This window comes from Streptomyces sp. WAC05374 (assembly GCF_004353505.1).
In the GTDB taxonomy this organism is placed as follows: domain Bacteria; phylum Actinomycetota; class Actinomycetes; order Streptomycetales; family Streptomycetaceae; genus Streptomyces.
The window spans coordinates 161,145-177,764 of sequence record NZ_SMNQ01000009.1; the positions used below are offsets into that span (position 1 = coordinate 161,145).

16 protein-coding genes are annotated in these 16,620 nt (G+C 72.1%); 2 read left to right on the plus strand and 14 right to left on the minus strand.

What is annotated here, in order from left to right; genetic code table 11:
- Positions 1-7: 7 nt before the first annotated feature.
- The 10 genes from ruvA to pgsA all read right to left on the minus strand — a co-directional run bounded on the left by ruvA (position 8) and on the right by pgsA (position 7,778).
- Positions 8-616: a Holliday junction branch migration protein RuvA gene (gene ruvA, locus E2B92_RS19170; RefSeq protein WP_126884639.1), complete on the minus strand. Its 609-nt coding sequence runs from the start codon at positions 614-616 to the stop codon at positions 8-10.
- Positions 613-1,146, minus strand: coding sequence for a crossover junction endodeoxyribonuclease RuvC (gene ruvC / locus E2B92_RS19175; RefSeq protein ID WP_126884638.1), 534 nt, complete (start codon positions 1,144-1,146; stop codon positions 613-615). Before ruvC ends, ruvA begins: the two co-directional genes overlap by 4 nt.
- A 112-nt stretch (positions 1,147-1,258) precedes the next feature.
- A complete protein-coding gene (locus tag E2B92_RS19180) occupies positions 1,259-2,011 on the minus strand; it encodes a YebC/PmpR family DNA-binding transcriptional regulator (RefSeq protein ID WP_126884637.1) in 753 nt (250 codons plus the stop codon).
- 62 nt (positions 2,012-2,073) lie between these two features.
- Entirely contained in the window at positions 2,074-2,664 is a 591-nt protein-coding gene (gene pdxT, locus E2B92_RS19185) for a pyridoxal 5'-phosphate synthase glutaminase subunit PdxT (protein ID WP_126884636.1), read from the minus strand.
- Positions 2,664-3,569 carry a pyridoxal 5'-phosphate synthase lyase subunit PdxS gene (pdxS, locus tag E2B92_RS19190; protein WP_126884635.1) on the minus strand — a complete coding sequence of 302 codons (906 nt, stop codon included), beginning with the start codon at positions 3,567-3,569 and terminating at the stop codon, positions 2,664-2,666. The genes pdxT and pdxS overlap by 1 nt, the downstream gene beginning before the upstream one ends.
- A 109-nt stretch (positions 3,570-3,678) precedes the next feature.
- Positions 3,679-4,227, minus strand: a complete 549-nt coding sequence (locus E2B92_RS19195; RefSeq protein WP_126884634.1) for a hypothetical protein — start codon at positions 4,225-4,227, stop codon at positions 3,679-3,681.
- 11 nt (positions 4,228-4,238) lie between these two features.
- Entirely contained in the window at positions 4,239-4,922 is a 684-nt protein-coding gene (locus E2B92_RS19200; protein ID WP_399431293.1) for an N-acyl homoserine lactonase family protein, read from the minus strand.
- Positions 4,923-5,023: 101 nt separating this feature from the next.
- Positions 5,024-6,184: a glycosyltransferase family 4 protein gene (locus E2B92_RS19205; protein WP_126884632.1), complete on the minus strand. Its 1,161-nt coding sequence runs from the start codon at positions 6,182-6,184 to the stop codon at positions 5,024-5,026.
- Entirely contained in the window at positions 6,181-7,095 is a 915-nt protein-coding gene (locus tag E2B92_RS19210) for a phosphatidylinositol mannoside acyltransferase (protein ID WP_126884631.1), read from the minus strand. Before E2B92_RS19210 ends, E2B92_RS19205 begins: the two co-directional genes overlap by 4 nt.
- A complete protein-coding gene (gene pgsA, locus E2B92_RS19215) occupies positions 7,092-7,778 on the minus strand; it encodes a phosphatidylinositol phosphate synthase (RefSeq protein WP_126884630.1) in 687 nt (228 codons plus the stop codon). The genes E2B92_RS19210 and pgsA overlap by 4 nt, the downstream gene beginning before the upstream one ends.
- Positions 7,779-8,037: 259 nt before the next feature.
- On the opposite strand from pgsA, the gene E2B92_RS19220 reads away from it, so the two are divergent.
- A complete protein-coding gene (locus E2B92_RS19220) occupies positions 8,038-10,239 on the plus strand; it encodes an elongation factor G-like protein EF-G2 (RefSeq protein ID WP_126884629.1) in 2,202 nt (733 codons plus the stop codon).
- Between the two features lie 180 nt (positions 10,240-10,419).
- Positions 10,420-12,066 carry a hypothetical protein gene (locus E2B92_RS19225; protein WP_126884646.1) on the plus strand — a complete coding sequence of 549 codons (1,647 nt, stop codon included), beginning with the start codon at positions 10,420-10,422 and terminating at the stop codon, positions 12,064-12,066.
- Positions 12,067-12,087: 21 nt separating this feature from the next.
- Here the strand turns inward: E2B92_RS19225 and E2B92_RS19230 are convergent, their stop codons facing one another.
- The 4 genes from E2B92_RS19230 to E2B92_RS19245 form a co-directional block, all read right to left on the minus strand.
- Positions 12,088-12,648 (minus strand): HIT family protein, encoded by a 561-nt coding sequence (locus E2B92_RS19230; protein WP_126884628.1) that lies wholly within the window; start codon positions 12,646-12,648, stop codon positions 12,088-12,090.
- Positions 12,649-12,722: 74 nt separating this feature from the next.
- The gene (gene thrS, locus E2B92_RS19235) at positions 12,723-14,699 is read right to left on the minus strand and encodes a threonine--tRNA ligase (RefSeq protein ID WP_126884627.1); all 1,977 of its coding nucleotides are present in this window, start codon (positions 14,697-14,699) and stop codon (positions 12,723-12,725) included.
- A 108-nt stretch (positions 14,700-14,807) separates the two neighbouring features.
- Positions 14,808-16,037, minus strand: coding sequence for a hypothetical protein (locus E2B92_RS19240; RefSeq protein ID WP_399431289.1), 1,230 nt, complete (start codon positions 16,035-16,037; stop codon positions 14,808-14,810).
- The gene (locus E2B92_RS19245; protein WP_160159764.1) at positions 16,037-16,603 is read right to left on the minus strand and encodes a DUF4365 domain-containing protein; all 567 of its coding nucleotides are present in this window, start codon (positions 16,601-16,603) and stop codon (positions 16,037-16,039) included. The genes E2B92_RS19240 and E2B92_RS19245 overlap by 1 nt, the downstream gene beginning before the upstream one ends.
- Positions 16,604-16,620: the final 17 nt, after the last annotated feature.

A 16,620-nucleotide genomic window follows, 5' to 3' on the forward strand; every position in this document is an offset into this window, starting at 1 on the left:
GCCCGGGTCATCGGGTGCGGTTCAGGGTCTGGAGGGCGGCCTTGAGGAGCCGGCCGATCTCGGGGGCGCCGCCCGCCGCCTCGGCCTGCGGGGTGACGGCGGCCACCGCCTCGTCGGCCTCGCGGGTGGCGTACCCCAGGCCGATGAGCGCGGCGTGGAGCTGGTCCCGCCAGGAGGCGGTGACCGGCGCGCCGACGGCCGGTGCCGAGCCGAGGGGCTCGCCGAGCCGGTCCTTCAGCTCCAGCAGCAGCTTCTGGGCGCCCTTCTTGCCGATGCCGGGGACGGCGGTGAGCGCCTTCTCGTCACCGGTGGCGACCGCGAGGCGCAGCGCGTCCGGGCGGTGCACGGCGAGCATGGCCTGGGCGAGGCGCGGGCCGACGCCGCTGGCGGTCTGGAGCAGCTCGAAGACCTGCCGCTCGTCGTCGTCGGCGAAGCCGTAGAGGGTCAGCGAGTCCTCGCGGACCACCAACGAGGTGGCGAGCCGGGCCTCCTGACCCACCCTCAGCGCGGAGAGGGTGTCGGGGGTGCACTGGACGGCCATGCCGATGCCGCCGACCTCGATCACGGCGGTGGTCGGGGCGAGCGCGGCGACCGGACCCGAGACAAAGGCGATCATGCGGTACGGCCTTTCCTTGCGTGGTGGGCGTCGACCGCCTCCTGCAGGCGGTTCTTGGCGGGGGCCCGCCAGATGTGGCAGATGGCGAGGGCGAGCGCGTCGGCGGCGTCGGCCGGCCTGGGCGGGGCGGCCAGCCGGAGCAGCCGGGTGACCATGGCGCCGACCTGCGCCTTGTCGGCGCGGCCGCTGCCGGTGACGGCGGCCTTGACCTCGCTGGGCGTGTGCAGGGCGACGGGGATGCCGCGGCGGGAGGCGCACAGCACGGCGACGGCGCTGGCCTGGGCGGTGCCCATCACCGTACGCACATTGTGCTGGCTGAACACCCGCTCCACCGCGACCCGTTCGGGGCGGTGCTCGTCCAGCCATTCCTCGATGCCGCGCTCTATGGCGACGAGCCGGTGGCCGATGTCCGCGTCCGCGGGAGTGCGGACGACACCGACGCCGAGCATCGTCAACGGGCGTCCGGCGACGCCTTCGACGACACCGACACCGCACCGGGTCAGTCCCGGGTCCACGCCGAGTACGCGCACGCCGCCACCCCTTTTCGTTCAGCCGTTTGTGCAGGCTATCGGGTGGCACTGACAACGACGCGACGGGCCGACGGGGTGTGTTCCCCGCCGGCCCGTCGCTTCGGTGCGTGGGTCAGGCGTCGACCTTCTCCATGACGTCGTCGGAGACGTCGAAGTTGGCGAAGACGTTCTGCACGTCGTCGCTGTCCTCCAGCGCGTCGATCAGCTTGAAGATCTTGCGCGCGCCCTCCTCGTCCAGCTCGACCTGCATGGTCGGGACGAAGTTGGCGTCGGCCGAGTCGTAGTCGATGCCGGCCTCCTGGAGGGCGGTGCGGACCGCGACCAGGTCGGTGGCCTCGCTGATGACCTCGAAGGTCTCGCCGAGGTCGTTGACCTCCTCGGCGCCGGCGTCCAGGACCGCGCCGAGCACGTCGTCCTCGGTCAGCTCGCCCTTGGGGACGATCACGACGCCCTTGCGGTTGAACAGGTACGACACCGAGCCCGGGTCGGCCATCGAGCCGCCGTTGCGGGTCATGGCGACACGCACGTCGGAGGCGGCGCGGTTGCGGTTGTCGGTGAGGCACTCGATGAGCACCGCGACACCGTTCGGGCCGTAACCCTCGTACATGATCGTCTCGTAGTCGGCGCCACCGGCTTCCAGGCCGGCGCCGCGCTTGACCGCGGAGTCGATGTTCTTGTTCGGGACCGAGCTCTTCTTCGCCTTCTGGATGGCGTCGTAGAGCGTCGGGTTGCCGTCGGGGTCGCCGCCGCCGGTGCGGGCCGCGACCTCGATGTTCTTGATCAGCTTCGCGAAGAGCTTGCCGCGCTTGGCGTCGATCACGGCCTTCTTGTGCTTCGTCGTAGCCCATTTAGAGTGGCCGGACATCTGCCTGTCTCCTTCGCGTAACCCATTTCTGAACGAACCCCAGAGATCCTACCGGGATCGGCTCAGCCCGCCGCGCGCACCATGTCGACGAACAGGGCGTGCATCCGGTGGTCGCCCGTGAGTTCCGGGTGGAACGAGGTGGCGAGGGCGTTGCCCTGCCGGACGGCGACGATGTGGCCGTCGTGCTCGGCGATGACCTCGGCCTGGGCACCGACCGACTCGACCCAGGGGGCCCTGATGAAGACGCCCTCCACCGGACCGCCCTCGATGCCGGCGACCTCCACGGCCGCCTCGAAGGACTCGTTCTGGCGGCCGAACGCGTTGCGGCGGACGATCATGTCGATGCCGCCGAGCGTCTCCTGGCCCGAGCGCGGGTCCAGGATCTTGTCGGCGAGCATGATCAGGCCGGCGCAGGTGCCGTAGACGGGCATGCCCGCCCCGATGCGCTCGCGCAGCGGCTCCATCAGACCGAACAGGCCGGCCAGCTTGGAGATGGTGGTGGACTCCCCGCCGGGGATGACCAGGCCGTCGACCTCGGCGAGCTCCTCGGGCCGCCGGACCGGCCTGGCCACGGCGTCCGCCGCGGCCAGGGCGATCAGGTGCTCACGTACGTCGCCCTGGAGAGCCAGGACACCGATGAGCGGAGTGGTCATCACCAGCCCCGGTTCGCGTAGCGCTCGGCCTCGGGGAGGGTGTCGCAGTTGATGCCGACCATGGCCTCGCCCAGGTTGCGGGACGCGTCCGCGATGATCTTCGGGTCGTCGTAGAAGGTGGTGGCCTTCACGATGGCGGCGGCGCGCTTGGCCGGGTCGCCCGACTTGAAGATGCCGGAGCCGACGAAGACGCCCTCGGCGCCGAGCTGGCGCATCAGCGCGGCGTCGGCCGGGGTGGCCACACCACCGGCGGAGAACAGCACGACCGGCAGCTTGCCGAGCTCGCTGACCTCCTTGACGAGCTCGTAGGGGGCGCGCAGCTCCTTGGCGGCGGCGTACAGCTCGTTGTTGTCGAAGCCGCGCAGCTTGGCGATCTCGTTCTTGATCTGGCGCAGGTGGCGGACGGCCTCGACGACGTTGCCGGTGCCGGCCTCGCCCTTGGAGCGGATCATGGCCGCGCCCTCGGCGATGCGGCGCAGGGCCTCGCCCAGGTTGGTGGCGCCACAGACGAAGGGGGTGGTGAAGGCCCACTTGTCGGAGTGGTTGACCTCGTCGGCCGGGGTGAGGACCTCGGACTCGTCGATGTAGTCCACACCGAGGGACTGGAGGACCTGGGCCTCGACGAAGTGACCGATGCGGGACTTGGCCATGACCGGGATGGAGACCGCGTCGATGATCTCCTCGATCATGTTCGGGTCGGACATCCGGGCCACGCCGCCGTCCTTGCGGATGTCGGCCGGGACCCGCTCGAGGGCCATGACGGCGACGGCGCCGGCGTCCTCGGCGATCTTGGCCTGCTCGGCGTTGACCACGTCCATGATCACGCCGCCCTTGAGCTGCTCGGCCATGCCGCGCTTGACGCGCGCGGTGCCGGTCTCGGGCGACTGCGGGGTGGTGGTGGACACGGATGACCTCACTCAAGAAACGGGGGTGGTTTCAACTACAGCGAGCAAACCCGGGCCACCCGGTCCACATCAAGGGCCAATAGTGAGGCGGTGGCTCGTTTTCCCGAGGTCAGGCGCTTCCCGGCCGGTCCGCCAGGGCGGTCGGAGGCTCGTCGTCCATCTCGAACGCCATCGGGAACGGGGCGTGCCCCGCCAGCCGGAACCAGCGCACCTTGCGGTGCCGGCGCAGCGCCCTGGCCGCCCGTACGGCGTCGTTGTGGAACCGGCGCGCCATCGGCACCCGGCGCACCGCGGCGGCCAGCTCCCCGGCGGCCTGCTCGCCGCCCGGGGCCTCGCGCACCGCCTCCACCTGCTCCGGCTCGCCGAAGACCGCCCGCAGCGCCTGGCTCAGCTCGCTCTCGGCCACCTCCCGCTGCTCCTCCTCGGCCTGCCGGGCGGCGTGCGCGGCCTCGTACAGGACGATCGAGGCGGCCGGGTCGAGCAGGCCCGAGGTGGCCAGTTCCTGGGCGACCGAGGCCCGGCGCAGGAGCTGGGCGTCCAGCGCGGCACGGGCGGCGTCGATCCGTGCGTGCAGCCGGTCGAGCCGCCCGGCGGTCCAGCTCAGGTAGAGCCCGATGGCGACCAGGCCGACGACGATCCAGATGAGGGTTTCGATCACGGGCGGAAAGGCTACCCGGGCGCCGGCGCGTCCCCTTCCCACACCGACCGGTCGTGCGCGAACAGCACGCGCCGCGGCCGGAAGGCGGCGACCCGGTCCAGCCAGGGCGGCCACGGCCCGCCCGCCCCGGTGGAGCGGGCCATCTCGTCCGAGGCGTACTGCGACGCGAAGTCGTGGGCCTGCCCGGCCAGCACCACCGTGCCCTCCGCCCCGGTGAGCACCAGCGACTGGTGCCCGGCCGTGTGTCCGGGCGTCGGCAGGACCCGCACTCCCGGCCACACCTCCGCCTCGCCGTCGAGCTCCTCGTACCGCGCGCCGGGGAAGTCGACCAGGGCGTCGATCGTGTGGTTCCCGGCGCGGGCGGTGGCCAGTTCGGTGCGCTGTACGAGGACGGGGCGGCCGGCCAGGAGCGGGTTGCCGCCGCAATGGTCGAAGTGGAGGTGGCAGTTGACCACCACGTCGATGTCGTCCGGTCGCACGCCCACCCCGGCGAGCGCCTCGGCCAGCCCCCTTCTGCGCGGCCGGTACCGCGCGTCCGCCTCCGGGTCGCCCTCCCCCACCCCGGTGTCGAACAGCAGCAGCCCCCGTTCGTGCCGCACGAGGTACGCGAGCGCGGGCTCCACGCGCGCGTGGGGGGTGCCGGCCTCCTTGGCGGACCGGACGAAGTGGCCGAGGTCCAATCGATGCACACGCATGGCGCCCATGCTGCCGTGGCACCCCCGGCGCCCGACAGAGGGCCGGGCGGGGCCGGTTCAGTCCCGTGCCCCTGCCCGGCAGGGGGCCGGGGCGGGCCGGTTCAGTCCCGTGCCAGGCCCCACCGGGCCCGCAGGCCGAGGCGCTCGTCGGTGTCCACCGCGGCCGCGCCGTCGGTGACCGTCTCGTAGACGGCGAGGATGTCGGCGCCGACCGTCGACCAGTCGAAGCGGCGCACGTGCGCGCTGCCCCGCTCGCGCAGTTCCCGGCGCCGGGCCGGGTCGCCGAGCAGCCGGATCGCCGTCTTCGCCAGCGCGTCCGCGTCCTCGTTGGCGAACAGTTCGCCCGCCGCGCCCTGGTCCAGGACCTGCGCGAACGCGTCGAGGTCGCTGGCGAGGACCGGCGCGCCCGCCGACATGGCCTCGACCAGGATGATGCCGAAGCTCTCGCCGCCGGTGTTGGGCGCCACGTACACGTCCACGCTGCGCAGCAGCCGCGCCTTGTCCTCGTCGCTGACCATGCCGAGGAACTCCACGCGCCCGCGCATGTCGGCCGGCAGGGACGCGACGGCCTCCTCCTCGTCGCCCCGGCCGGCGACCAGCAGCCGGGTGTCCGGGCAGGCGGCGAGGATCTTCGGGAAGGCCTTCATCAGTACGGGCAGGCCCTTGCGCGGCTCGTCGATCCGCCCGATGAACCCGAGGGTGCCGCCCTGCCACTCGGCCTTCGGCTCGGCCCCGGCGAAGAAGTCGACGTCCACGCCGTTCGGGATGACGACCGCGTCGCCGCCGAGGTGCTCCACCAGCGTGCGGCGGGCGTACTCGCTGACCGCGATCCGCGCGCTGATCTTCTCCAGCGCGGGCTGGAGGATCGGGTACGCGGCGATCATCGCCCGCGACCGGGGGTTGGAGGTGTGGAAGGTGGCCACGATCGGGCCCTGCGCCGCCCAACAGGACAGCAGCCCCAGCGACGGCGAGGCCGGCTCGTGGATGTGGATCACGTCGAAGGTGCCGTCGTGCAGCCAGCGCCGCACCCGCGCCGCCGACAGGAAGCCGAAGTTCAGCCGGGCCACCGAGCCGTTGTACGGCACGGGCACCGCGCGGCCCGCCGACACGACGTACGGCGGCAGCGGCGTCTCGTCGTCGGCCGGGGCGAGCACGGAGACCTCGTGGCCGAGCCGGATCAGGTGCTCGGCCAGGTCGCGGATGTGGAACTGGACGCCGCCGGGCACGTCCCAGGAGTACGGGCAGACGATGCCGATCCTCACGCCTCGGGTCCCTTCGCCGGGTCCAGGTCCGCGAGCCACAGCCGCTGGAGCATGTGCCAGTCCTCGGGGTGATCGGCGATGCCGGTGGCGAAGGCGTCGGCGAGCGCCTGCGTCATGACGGCCGTCCTCTCCGCCCGCGTGCCGGTCTCGGGGACCTCGACCGGCGGGTGCACCCGCCCCTTCATGACCGCCGAGTCGTCGTACCACAGCGTCACCGGCAGCAGCAGCGCGCCCGTCTGCTGGGCCAGTATCGCGGGCCCGGCGGGCATCCGCGCCGCGTCGCCGAAGAACTTGACCTCGACGCCCGACGCCGACAGGTCCCGGTCGGCGACCAGGCACACCAGGCCGCCCGCCCGCAGCCGCCGCGCCAGCGTCCCGAAGGCCGAGCCACCGGTGTGCGGCAGCACCTCCATGCCCAGCGACTCCCGGTAGGCGACGAACCGGTCGTAGAGCGTCTCGGGCTTCAGCCGCTCGGCGACCGTCGTGAACGGCACCCCCAGCGCGCGGGTGACCCACACGCCCGCGAGGTCCCAGTTGGCCAGGTGCGGCAGCGCCAGGACGACGCCCTTGCCGGAGGCCAGGCCGTCGGTCAGGTAGTGCACGTCCTTGACGTCGAACGCCGCACGGACGCGCTCCGCGCTCCACGAGGGCAGCCGGAACGACTCCATCCAGTAGCGCATGTACGAGCGCATGCCGGCCTTCGACAGCTCGGCCAGCCGCTCCGGGGAGGCGTCCGGCACCACGCGCGCGAGGTTCGACTCCAGGCGGAGCACCCCCTTGCCGCGCCGCTTCCACGCCGTGTCCGCGATACGCCGGCCCAGCCCGGCCGCCACCGGCTCCGGGAGCTTCTTCACCGCGGCCCAGCCGAGCCCGTACAGCCCGTCGGTGAGCCGTTCACGCACCGCGCTCATGTCGCCTCACTCCCCCTGGCACCGGAACCGCCCTCCTCGGGCGAGCCCGGCACCGCGTCCGCCTCGGCCGCCTCGCGCCGCACCGTCACCACTCGCTGCCCCAGCGTCACCGCGCTGCCCACGGCCACCACCCACAGGGCGATGGGCAGCAGCACCTGTACGCCCGGCACGCCGAAGCCGTGCAGTCCGGCCAGGCCGGCGGCCACGAGCGAGACCACGAGCCGCTCGGCGCGCTCCACCAGGCCGTTGACCGCGACGGGCAGGCCGATCGACTCGCCGCGCGCCTTGGTGTACGACACGACCTGGCCGCTCGCCAGGCAGAAGATGGCAACGGCACACAGGACATTGTCGTCGCCGCCGCCCGCGTACCACAGCGCGAAACCGCCGAAGACGGCCCCGTCGGCGACCCGGTCGAGCGTGGAGTCGAGGAAGGCGCCCCAGCGGCTGGAGATGCCGGCCTGGCGGGCCATGTTCCCGTCCACCAGGTCGGAGAACACGAACAGCGTGATGACGATCGTGCCCCAGAAGAACTCGCCCCGGGGGAAGAAGACCAGCGCGCCCGCCACCACGCCGGCCGTGCCGATGAGCGTCACGGCGTCGGGGCTCACCCCGCGGCGGAGCAGAAACGCGGCGAACGGTGTGAGAACACGCGTGAAAAAGGCACGCGCGTACTTGTTCAGCATGGCCTTCCCGAGGGTCGGTGGGCCGTGCGGCCCCTACGGCCACCGGCTGGCCCATCGTAGCCAGGCGGGGGCACCCGCCACCCCCGGGCACCCTGCTCCCGTCGCGGTGTCGGACGTATGGACGCAACCTGGCCTGAGTGGAAAGCTCGAAAGACGACCGCGGGCACCGCCGGAGCTGCCCAAGGAGGCTCCCCCGCGCCCGCGCCCCCCACCTCCACCGTGCACGCACCCCGTGCACTCGCGATCGGGAGGAAGAATCATGGGCGACAAGGCGAACGCACACCCCGGGGCCGCCGGCAGGGCAGTAACGGCCGACCAGCCCTCATCGGTACGGAATGTGGTGCTGGTCGGCCACAGCGGATCCGGCAAGACGACCCTGGTCGAGGCCCTCGCGCTGACCGCCGGAGCGGTCAACCGGGCGGGCCGGGTCGAGGACGGCGGCACGGTTTCCGACTACGACGAGATCGAACACCGCCAGCAGCGCTCCGTACAGCTCTCCCTCGTCCCGCTCGAATGGGACGGGTACAAGATCAACGTACTGGACACCCCCGGATACGCCGACTTCGTCGGGGAACTCAGGGCCGGTCTGCGCGCCGCGGACGCGGCCCTCTTCGTCGTCTCGGCCGCGCAGGAGGCCGACGCCATCGCCGGATCGTGCCGCATGGTGTGGGAGGAGTGCGCGGCGGTCGGGATGCCCCGTGCCATCGTCGTCACCCACCTCGACACCGCTCGCGTCGACTTCGACGAGCTGACCCGGGTCCTCGCGCGCGTCTTCGGCGGTGACGACCCCGACGCCATCCTCCCGCTGTACGTGCCCGTCCTCGGCCCGCAGAGCCCCGACGGGCACGCCCCCGCGACCGGGCTCGTCGGACTGCTCACGCAGAAGATCTTCGACTACGCCTCCGGCGAGCGGAAGGAGAACCCGCCCGACGAGGCGCAGCTCCCGCTCATCGAGGAGGCCCGCAACCGCCTCATCGAGGGCATCATCGCCGAGAGCGAGGACGAGTCCCTGATGGACCGCTATCTCGGCGGCGAGGAGATCGACCTCAAGACGCTCATCGACGACCTGGAGAAGGCCGTCGCACGCGGCACCTTCCACCCCGTCCTCGCCGCGGCCCCGGCCGCCCCCGGCGGGAAGCAGGGCCTGGGCACGGTCGAGCTGCTCGAGCTGATCACCCGCGGTTTCCCCACGCCCCTGGAGCGGGAGGCCCCCGTCGTCACCACCCCCGGCGGAAAACCGCGGCCCCGGATCACCTGCGACCCCGACGGACCGCTGGTCGCCGAGGTCGTCAAGACCTCCTCCGACCCGTACGTCGGCCGGATCTCGCTGGTACGGGTGTTCTCCGGCACGCTGCGGCCCGACGAGACCGTGCACGTCTCGGGGCACGGCCTGGCCGACCGGGGACACGAGGACCACGACGTCGACGAGCGGATCGGCGCCCTGTCCGAGCCCTTCGGCAAGCAGCAGCGGCAGCTCGGCCAGTGCGTCGCCGGCGACCTGGCCTGTGTGGCCAAGCTGTCCCGCGCCGAGACCGGCGACACCCTCTCCGCCAAGGACGACCCGCTCCTGATGGAGCCGTGGACCATGCCCGACCCGCTCCTGCCGCTCGCCATCCAGGCGCACAGCAAGGCGGACGAGGACAAGCTGTCCCAGGGCCTCGCCCGGCTCGTCGCCGAGGACCCGACCATGCGCCTGGAGCAGAACCAGGACACCCACCAGGTGGTCCTGTGGTGCCTGGGCGAGGCGCACAAGGACGTCGCCCTGGAGCGGCTGCGCAACAGGTACGGCGTCCAGGTCGACGTCGTACCGCACAAGGTGTCGCTGCGCGAGACGTTCGGCGGCCGGGCCGCGGGGCGCGGACGGCACGTCAAGCAGTCCGGCGGCCACGGGCAGTACGCCATCTGCGAGATCGAGGTCGAGCCGCTGCCCCCGGGGTCCGGCATCGAGTTCGTCGACAAGGTCGTCGGCGGGGCCGTGCCGCGCCAGTTCATCCCGTCCGTGGAGAAGGGCGTGCGTGCCCAGGCGGCGAAGGGCGTCGCCGCCGGCCACCCGCTCGTCGACGTGCGGGTCACGCTCCTGGACGGCAAGGCCCACTCGGTGGACTCCTCCGACGCGGCCTTCCAGACGGCCGGCGCGCTGGCACTGCGCGAGGCGGCGGCGGACGCCCGCATCGACCTGCTGGAGCCGGTCGCCGAGGTGCAGGTCCTCGTCCCCGACGAGTACGTCGGCCCGGTCATGAGCGATCTGTCCGGCCGGCGCGGGCGCGTCGTCGGCACCGAACAGGCGGGCCCGGGACGGACACTCGTGCGGGCCGACGTACCGGAGATCGAGATCGGCCGGTACGCCGTCGACCTTCGCTCCATCTCCCACGGCACGGGCCGGTTCGACCGCAGCTACGCCCGCCACGAGGCGATGCCTCCGCAGGTCGCCGAGAAGGTCCGCGAACGCGTGGAGGGGTAGGGACCCTTGGCCGCGCCGCCCGCCCAACTCCGGTCGGGCGGGCGGCTTTCCGCCGTCCGCCGACGCGCGGCCGACGCCCTCGATAGGCTGTAGTGCCCAGCTCAGCAGGTGTGCGGAGCACAGGGGTTGGGAACAGACCGCAGTGCGGACACACGCGGCGATGGGGGCGGCGAAGTGACAATGGACAGTTTCGGTCCCGGGGCCCAGGTCCCGCTCCAGGGCTCGGCCGGTCAGACCGTGGCGACGCACGCGCTGGCCTCCGCCGCGTACCGGGAGAACGTCGACGTCGAGGAGATCCTCAAGGCCAACAACGAATGGCACGAGTCGACCGTCACCAAGGGCAGGTTCTCGCTCTTCAAACCGACGCTCGGCGAGGCCTTCTCGCGGGCCGTCCAGGTCCGGATGCTCGGCGGGGCCCGCAAGCCGCTCATCCAGTCCTTCGGCACCGAGCCCCAGCCGATCGTCGAGCACTGCCTGGCCGCCAGCCGCATCCGCAAGCAGCGCGACAAGCTGCTGACGATCATCACCGTGGTCTTCGGCGTGCTGTTCCTGCCCGGGATGCTGCTGTGGCTGACCGTCTTCCAGTTGCGCCGCACCCTGGCGGGGGGCGCGGCGGGCAAGCGCTCCGGCGCGCTGGGCACCCTGCTGCTCGTCGGGGTCGCCATCCTCGCCGCGCTCTTCCTCTTCCGGCTGCCGTTCACCGGCTTCCTGGCGCTCTACCTCCGCGCCATGCTCATCGCCCCGGTGGTGGGCTGGTTCCTGGCCAAACGGATCTGTGAATCGACCGCCAAGGACCTGCGCGCCCGCTGGGAGTCCCTGCTCGGCGGGGGTGGCGGCATGGGCCCTAAGATCCCCGAGGCCGTCCCGCACGACCCCAACGAGACCGCCGCCGAGGAGCTGCGCCAGCAACTGGAGAAGCTCACCGCCGAGCAGCGCTCGAACGTGGTCTTCTACGCCGGGCCGAAGGGCATCCTCGGCATGGGCACCCGCTGGGGGAGCTGGCACCTCGCCGAGGAGCTGGTCCCCAAGGAGGGCAAGGAGATCCACGCCTTCCGCACCTGGGACGTGATCCGGCCGATCCACGACGAGCTGAAGATGCTGGAGCGCGGCACCCTCAAGACCGGCTTCCCCGCCCCGTCGGTGAAGCACTGGATCGTGACGCCCGTCGGCGAGGGGGCCAAGGAGGTCGCCCGGCCCGAGGGCGAGGACATCGTCGCGTACCAGGTCAAGCCGCACGAGATACAGCGCATCTGCAACGAGAACCAGTTCGGCAAGGGCAACCGCCACTATCTGGGCGTGCAGTTCGTCCTGTGGGACGGCCAGCTCGTGCTCACCATGATGGTCACCGTCACGGCGCTCCTGCACACGCTGCGCATCGAGGTCACCGGCCACGCGCTGGGCCCGGTGCACGGGCTGTTCACGACGAAGCCGGAGCCCAAGAAGAAGACCGTCTCCAAGACCATCCGGTTCTGGGAGACCCGGGACATCGTGCTGCCGCTGATCGACAACGACGAGGTCGTACGGCTGGCGGTCAGGGCCCCGCTGACCTGGTTCCCGCCGGTCCTGGACTTCCTCGGCGGCAAGCTGGTCCTGCCGGAGCCCTTCGGCCTGCGGCACGCCTGGGCCTCCCAGCCCTGGCGCCACCGCTTCATGGCCGACGACGCGATCCGCGCGGCCACGCCGGTGATGCGGGCGGTGCACGCCGCGACCATCAAGATGCTCGACGAGCACGGCGTGGACACCGAGCGCTTCAGCAACCGGTCGATGGTCCTCAGCGGTCTCGTCCAGGACCCGTCCCCGAGGAAGGCGGACACCTACGACGCGTGACCGGGCCGGCCTGCCGCTCTGCTAGGCGGTGGGCCAGGCGTCGGCCAGCATCCGGCGGGTGTCGCCGAGGAGCTGCGGCAGCACCTTGGTGTGGCCGACGACCGGCATGAAGTTGGTGTCGCCGCCCCAGCGGGGCACGATGTGCTGGTGCAGGTGGGCGGCGATACCGGCCCCGGCCGCCCCGCCCTGGTTCATGCCGATGTTGAACCCGTGCGCCCCGGAGGCCGTCCGCAGCGCCGTCATCGCCTGCTTGGTCAGCAGCGCCAGCTCCGCGGTCTCGGCGTCGTCCAGCTCCGTGTAGTCGGCGACGTGCCGGAACGGGACGATCATGAGGTGCCCGCCGTTGTACGGGTAGAGGTTGAGGACGGCGTACACCTTCTCGCCGCGCGTGACGACCAGCCCGTCCTCGTCGGACTTGGCCGGGATGGTGCAGAACGGGCAGCCGTCGTCGGCCCCGGGGCCGGTCGGCTTGTTCTCGCCCTGGATGTACGCCATCCGGTGGGGCGTCCACAGGCGCTGGAACGCGTCAGGCGTCCCGACTCCGATCTGCTGCTCCGGCTCACTCGTCATGCGGGCCAGCATATTCGCTGGCGGTGGAGGCGGAACCGCCGAGGGGCGGCCCCGTGACCGGGACCGCCCCTCGCGGGCTTGCGGGGTCAGACCTGGACGCGGCGCTCCACCACGTCGACGAGCTTGGCGAGGGCCTCCTCGCGCGGGATGCCGTTCTCCTGGGAGCCGTCCCGGTAGCGGAAGGAGACAGTGCCGGCGTTCATGTCGTCGTCACCGACGATGATCATGAACGGCACCTTCAGCTTCTGGTGGTTGCGGATCTTCTTCTGCATCCGGTCCGAGGACGCGTCCACCTCGACCCGCAGGCCCTTCTTCCTCGCCTCGGCGGCGAACTCCTGGAGGTAGGGCACGTGCGCGTCGCCGATCGGGATGCCGACCGCCTGCACCGGGGCCAGCCACGGGGGCATGGCGCCCGCGTAGTGCTCCAGCAGCACCGCGAAGAACCGCTCGATGGAGCCGAACAGGGCGCGGTGGATCATGACCGGCCGCTGGCGCGAGCCGTCCGGCGCGGTGTACTCGAGGTTGAACCGCTCCGGCAGGTTGAAGTCGACCTGGATGGTCGACATCTGCCAGGTACGGCCGATGGCGTCCTTGGCCTGGACGGAGATCTTCGGACCGTAGAAGGCGGCGCCGCCCGGGTCGGGGGTCAGCGGCAGGCCCTGCTTCTCGGCGGCCTTGCGCAGCACCTCCGTGGCCTCTTCCCAGACCTCGTCGGAGCCGACGAACTTCTCCGGGTCCTTGGTGGACAGCTCCAGGTAGAAGTCGGTCAGACCGTAGTCCCGCAGCAGGTTCAGCACGAAGGTCAGCAGCGAGTCGAGCTCGTCCGCCATCTGCTCCTTGGTGCAGTAGATGTGCGCGTCGTCCTGGGTGAAGCCACGGGCACGGGTCAGGCCGTGCACCACACCCGACTTCTCGTACCGGTACACCGTCCCGAACTCGAACATGCGCAGCGGCAGCTCACGGTAGGACCGGCCCCGCGCGTCGAAGATCAGGTTGTGCATGGGGCAGTTCATGGGCTTGAGGTAGTAGTCCACGCCCTCGTCGAGCTGCATGGGGGGGTACATGCCCTCGGCGTACCAGTCCAGGTGGCCCGACTTCTCGAAGAGCTTCCCCTTGGTGGCGTGCGGGGTGTAGACGAACTCGTAGCCCGCCTCCTCGTGCCGCCTGCGCGAGTAGTCCTCCATGGCGCGGCGGATGATGCCGCCCCGGGGGTGGAAGACCGCCAGGCCGGAGCCGATCTCGTCGGGGACGGAGAAGAGGTCCAGCTCGGTGCCGAGCTTGCGGTGGTCGCGCTTCTCGGCCTCGGCGAGGAAGTCCAGGTGGGCCTTCAGCTCGTCCTTGGAGGGCCACGCGGTGCCGTAGATGCGCTGGAGCATCGGGTTCTTCTCGCTGCCGCGCCAGTACGCCGCCGCGTTCCGCATCAGCTTGAACGCCGGGATGGTGCGGGTGGTGGGCAGGTGCGGGCCCCGGCAGAGGTCCTTCCAGCACAGCTCGCCGGTCTTGGCGTCGAGGTTGTCGTAGATGGTCAGCTCGCCGCCGCCCACCTCGACGTCCGCGCCGTCGTCGCTGGACGCGGAGCCCTTGATGCCGATGAGCTCCAGCTTGTACGGCTCGTTCGCCAGCTCCTCGCGGGCGGCCTCGTCGGTGACGACGCGGCGCGAGAAGCGCTGGCCGCGCTTCTGGATCTCCTGCATCTTCTTCTCGATGGCCTTGAGATCCTCGGGCGTGAACGGCTTCTCCACGTCGAAGTCGTAGTAGAAGCCGTCCTTGACCGGCGGGCCGATGCCCAGCTTGGCCTCGGGGAACAGCTCCTGCACGGCCTGCGCCATCACGTGCGCGGTGGAGTGGCGCAGGATGTTGAGGCCGTCCTCGGAGGAGATCTCGACCGGCTCGACGGTCTCGCCGTCCCCGATCTCGTACGCGAGGTCCTTCAGCTCGCCCGCGACCCGGGCGGCCACGATGCTGCGCTCACCGGCGAAGAGGTCGGCGGCAGTAGTGCCCGTCGTCACCACGCGCTCTTCCCGCTCGGAATCGCGTTGGATGATCACACGGACGTCTGACACCGGTCTCTCCTGACTGAAGGGGAAGCGCCGCGTTCGTATCGCGCAGCAATACCGCATGGTACCGAGCCGCCCGCCCCGCCCGCGAAACGGTTTCCCCCGGTCCGGTCGTCAGTCGCCGGGCCCGCACGCCTCCCCGAAGAAGCCCAGGTTCTCGTGGAGGGCCTTCATCAGCCGGTCCCGCTCCGCCTCGTCGACCTGCACCGGTACGACCCCGGAGGCGTCCGTCAGCCGCCGGAAGCCGCCCCGGCTCTCCAGCCGCCCCGCCACCCGGATGGGCAGCCCGACCAGGTGCGCGTGCCCGGCCGTGCGGTAGGCGTCCTCGTCCAGCGCCACCCGGACGTGGGGCACCTCCGCCCCCGCCAGCACCCGCAGCCGCACCGTGCCCGGCCCGCGCGGCCCGGAGCGCCGCATGCGCACCACCGTCCCGGTGATCCGCACCGGCACGGACGGCTCGTCCTGGAGGTACCGGGCGCCCGCCTCCCGCAGCGCGGGCAGGTCGCCCGGCGAGAACTCGACCGGCTCCGGCCGGGCCGCGCAGCCCTCCGGCACGCCCGCGGCGGGCGCCCACGCCAGGGCGATCCGGGCCCCCTCGGCGCCGCGTACCAGCGAGATGAGCGCCTCGGTCAGCTCCCGGCTCACGCCCGCCTCGACGGCCGAGTCGAACGCGTCCGGCCTGCCGGTCGCCCGCTGGTAGTCGACGGCCTCCCGGGCCGCGTACAGGGCGTGGTACAGCCGGGTGGTGACCGCCCGGCCGGGGTCGACCGGCACGAAGGCGGTCAGGCCGCGCCCGCCCTGGGCGGTGCCGACCAGCACGCCGTCCAGGGACGCCTGGGCCTGCCGCCGGTGGCGGGAGCCGTGGTAGCCGGCCCGGCCGCGCACCGCGAGGGCGCCGGCCAGCAAGACCTGCCGCGCGGCGGAGCGGAGCTGTTCCTGCACGGTCCACGAGGCGGCGCCGGAGGGGCTCTGCGGGACGTCCCGCCACCACCGGACCTCGTCGCTGGGCACCGTCAGGCCGACGAGCACCTCCCGCGCGGAGGGCGCGGCGCAGCGGGACAGCGCGGTGAGGGCCTCCCCGAGGAGGTCCTCGCAGTCGGGGAAGGCGCGGCTCTCGGGGACGAGGAGGCTGGTGACCCCGGCGCCGGGGCCCGGCGGGGTCCAGCGGCTGTAGCGCCCGGGCGCCCCGCCGCGCCGCCGCCAGCCGTGCCGGTCCAGCAGGGCGCCGAGGACGCGGGGGTCGACCTGGGCGGGGTCGAGGGGGCCGCCCGGCCCCGGGGGCGTGGTGCCCGGGGGCGTGGTCGTGGGGTGTGGCCGCATGGGCTCGTCGATCGGCCGGTGCATCAGGGTCTTCCTCCCGCCCCGACCCGGGTCATGATCTCGCAGAGCGCCCGGTCGTCGAATATCCGATTGGTGGGGATGCGCACGGTGGTGCGGCGCCTGCCGGTGACCGGGTGGCCCGCGAGGTTGGTCCAGTAGCAGCAGTGCCGCAGGTCGAGACGGTCGTGGCCGGCGCGCAGCCACTCCTCCCGGGTCCGGGGGACGATCATCACGACCAGGATCTTGTGCACCGACACGGGGGTGCGGGCCAGCTTCATCAGGTGGTCGTTGTCGAGGGTGAAGGAGAAGGTGGGCCCCGGGGGGTGCGGCGGGATCTGGTACGTGCACTTGAGCTGCACCTTGATGGTGACCTCGTCGTCCACGGTGTGCCCGGGGGCGCTGTGGCTGACGTGCCAGTCGATGCCGTTGTCCGGGAAGGGCTGCGACAGCGAGCATCCGGCCGCGGCGGCGACCGCGTGGAGATAGCCCACTTGCAGGGTCTCCATGCAGGCGGTGGTGGCGAGTGCGCCCCGCAGCGGTGTGGCCTGCTGGGGCAGCAGCCCCCCGTGTTCGGGCTGCGTGAGCGCCATGGGCTCCCCATGCCTTC

Excerpts from the sequence above, each read along its gene's own strand:
- pdxT (WP_126884636.1), bottom strand. The coding sequence starts at position 2,664 with ATGACCACTCCGCTCATCGGTGTCCTGGCTCTCCAGGGCGACGTACGT.
- E2B92_RS19220 (WP_126884629.1), top strand. The coding sequence starts at position 8,038 with ATGGGCGACAAGGCGAACGCACACCCCGGGGCCGCCGGCAGGGCAGTA.
- E2B92_RS19210 (WP_126884631.1), bottom strand. The coding sequence starts at position 7,095 with ATGAGCGCGGTGCGTGAACGGCTCACCGACGGGCTGTACGGGCTCGGC.
- E2B92_RS19245 (WP_160159764.1), bottom strand. The coding sequence starts at position 16,603 with ATGGCGCTCACGCAGCCCGAACACGGGGGGCTGCTGCCCCAGCAGGCC.
- ruvA (WP_126884639.1), bottom strand. The coding sequence starts at position 616 with ATGATCGCCTTTGTCTCGGGTCCGGTCGCCGCGCTCGCCCCGACCACC.
- E2B92_RS19200 (WP_399431293.1), bottom strand. The coding sequence starts at position 4,922 with ATGCGTGTGCATCGATTGGACCTCGGCCACTTCGTCCGGTCCGCCAAG.
- pgsA (WP_126884630.1), bottom strand. The coding sequence starts at position 7,778 with ATGCTGAACAAGTACGCGCGTGCCTTTTTCACGCGTGTTCTCACACCG.
- E2B92_RS19225 (WP_126884646.1), top strand. The coding sequence starts at position 10,420 with ATGGACAGTTTCGGTCCCGGGGCCCAGGTCCCGCTCCAGGGCTCGGCC.
- E2B92_RS19240 (WP_399431289.1), bottom strand. The coding sequence starts at position 16,037 with ATGCACCGGCCGATCGACGAGCCCATGCGGCCACACCCCACGACCACG.
- E2B92_RS19180 (WP_126884637.1), bottom strand. The coding sequence starts at position 2,011 with ATGTCCGGCCACTCTAAATGGGCTACGACGAAGCACAAGAAGGCCGTG.
- E2B92_RS19230 (WP_126884628.1), bottom strand. The coding sequence starts at position 12,648 with ATGCTGGCCCGCATGACGAGTGAGCCGGAGCAGCAGATCGGAGTCGGG.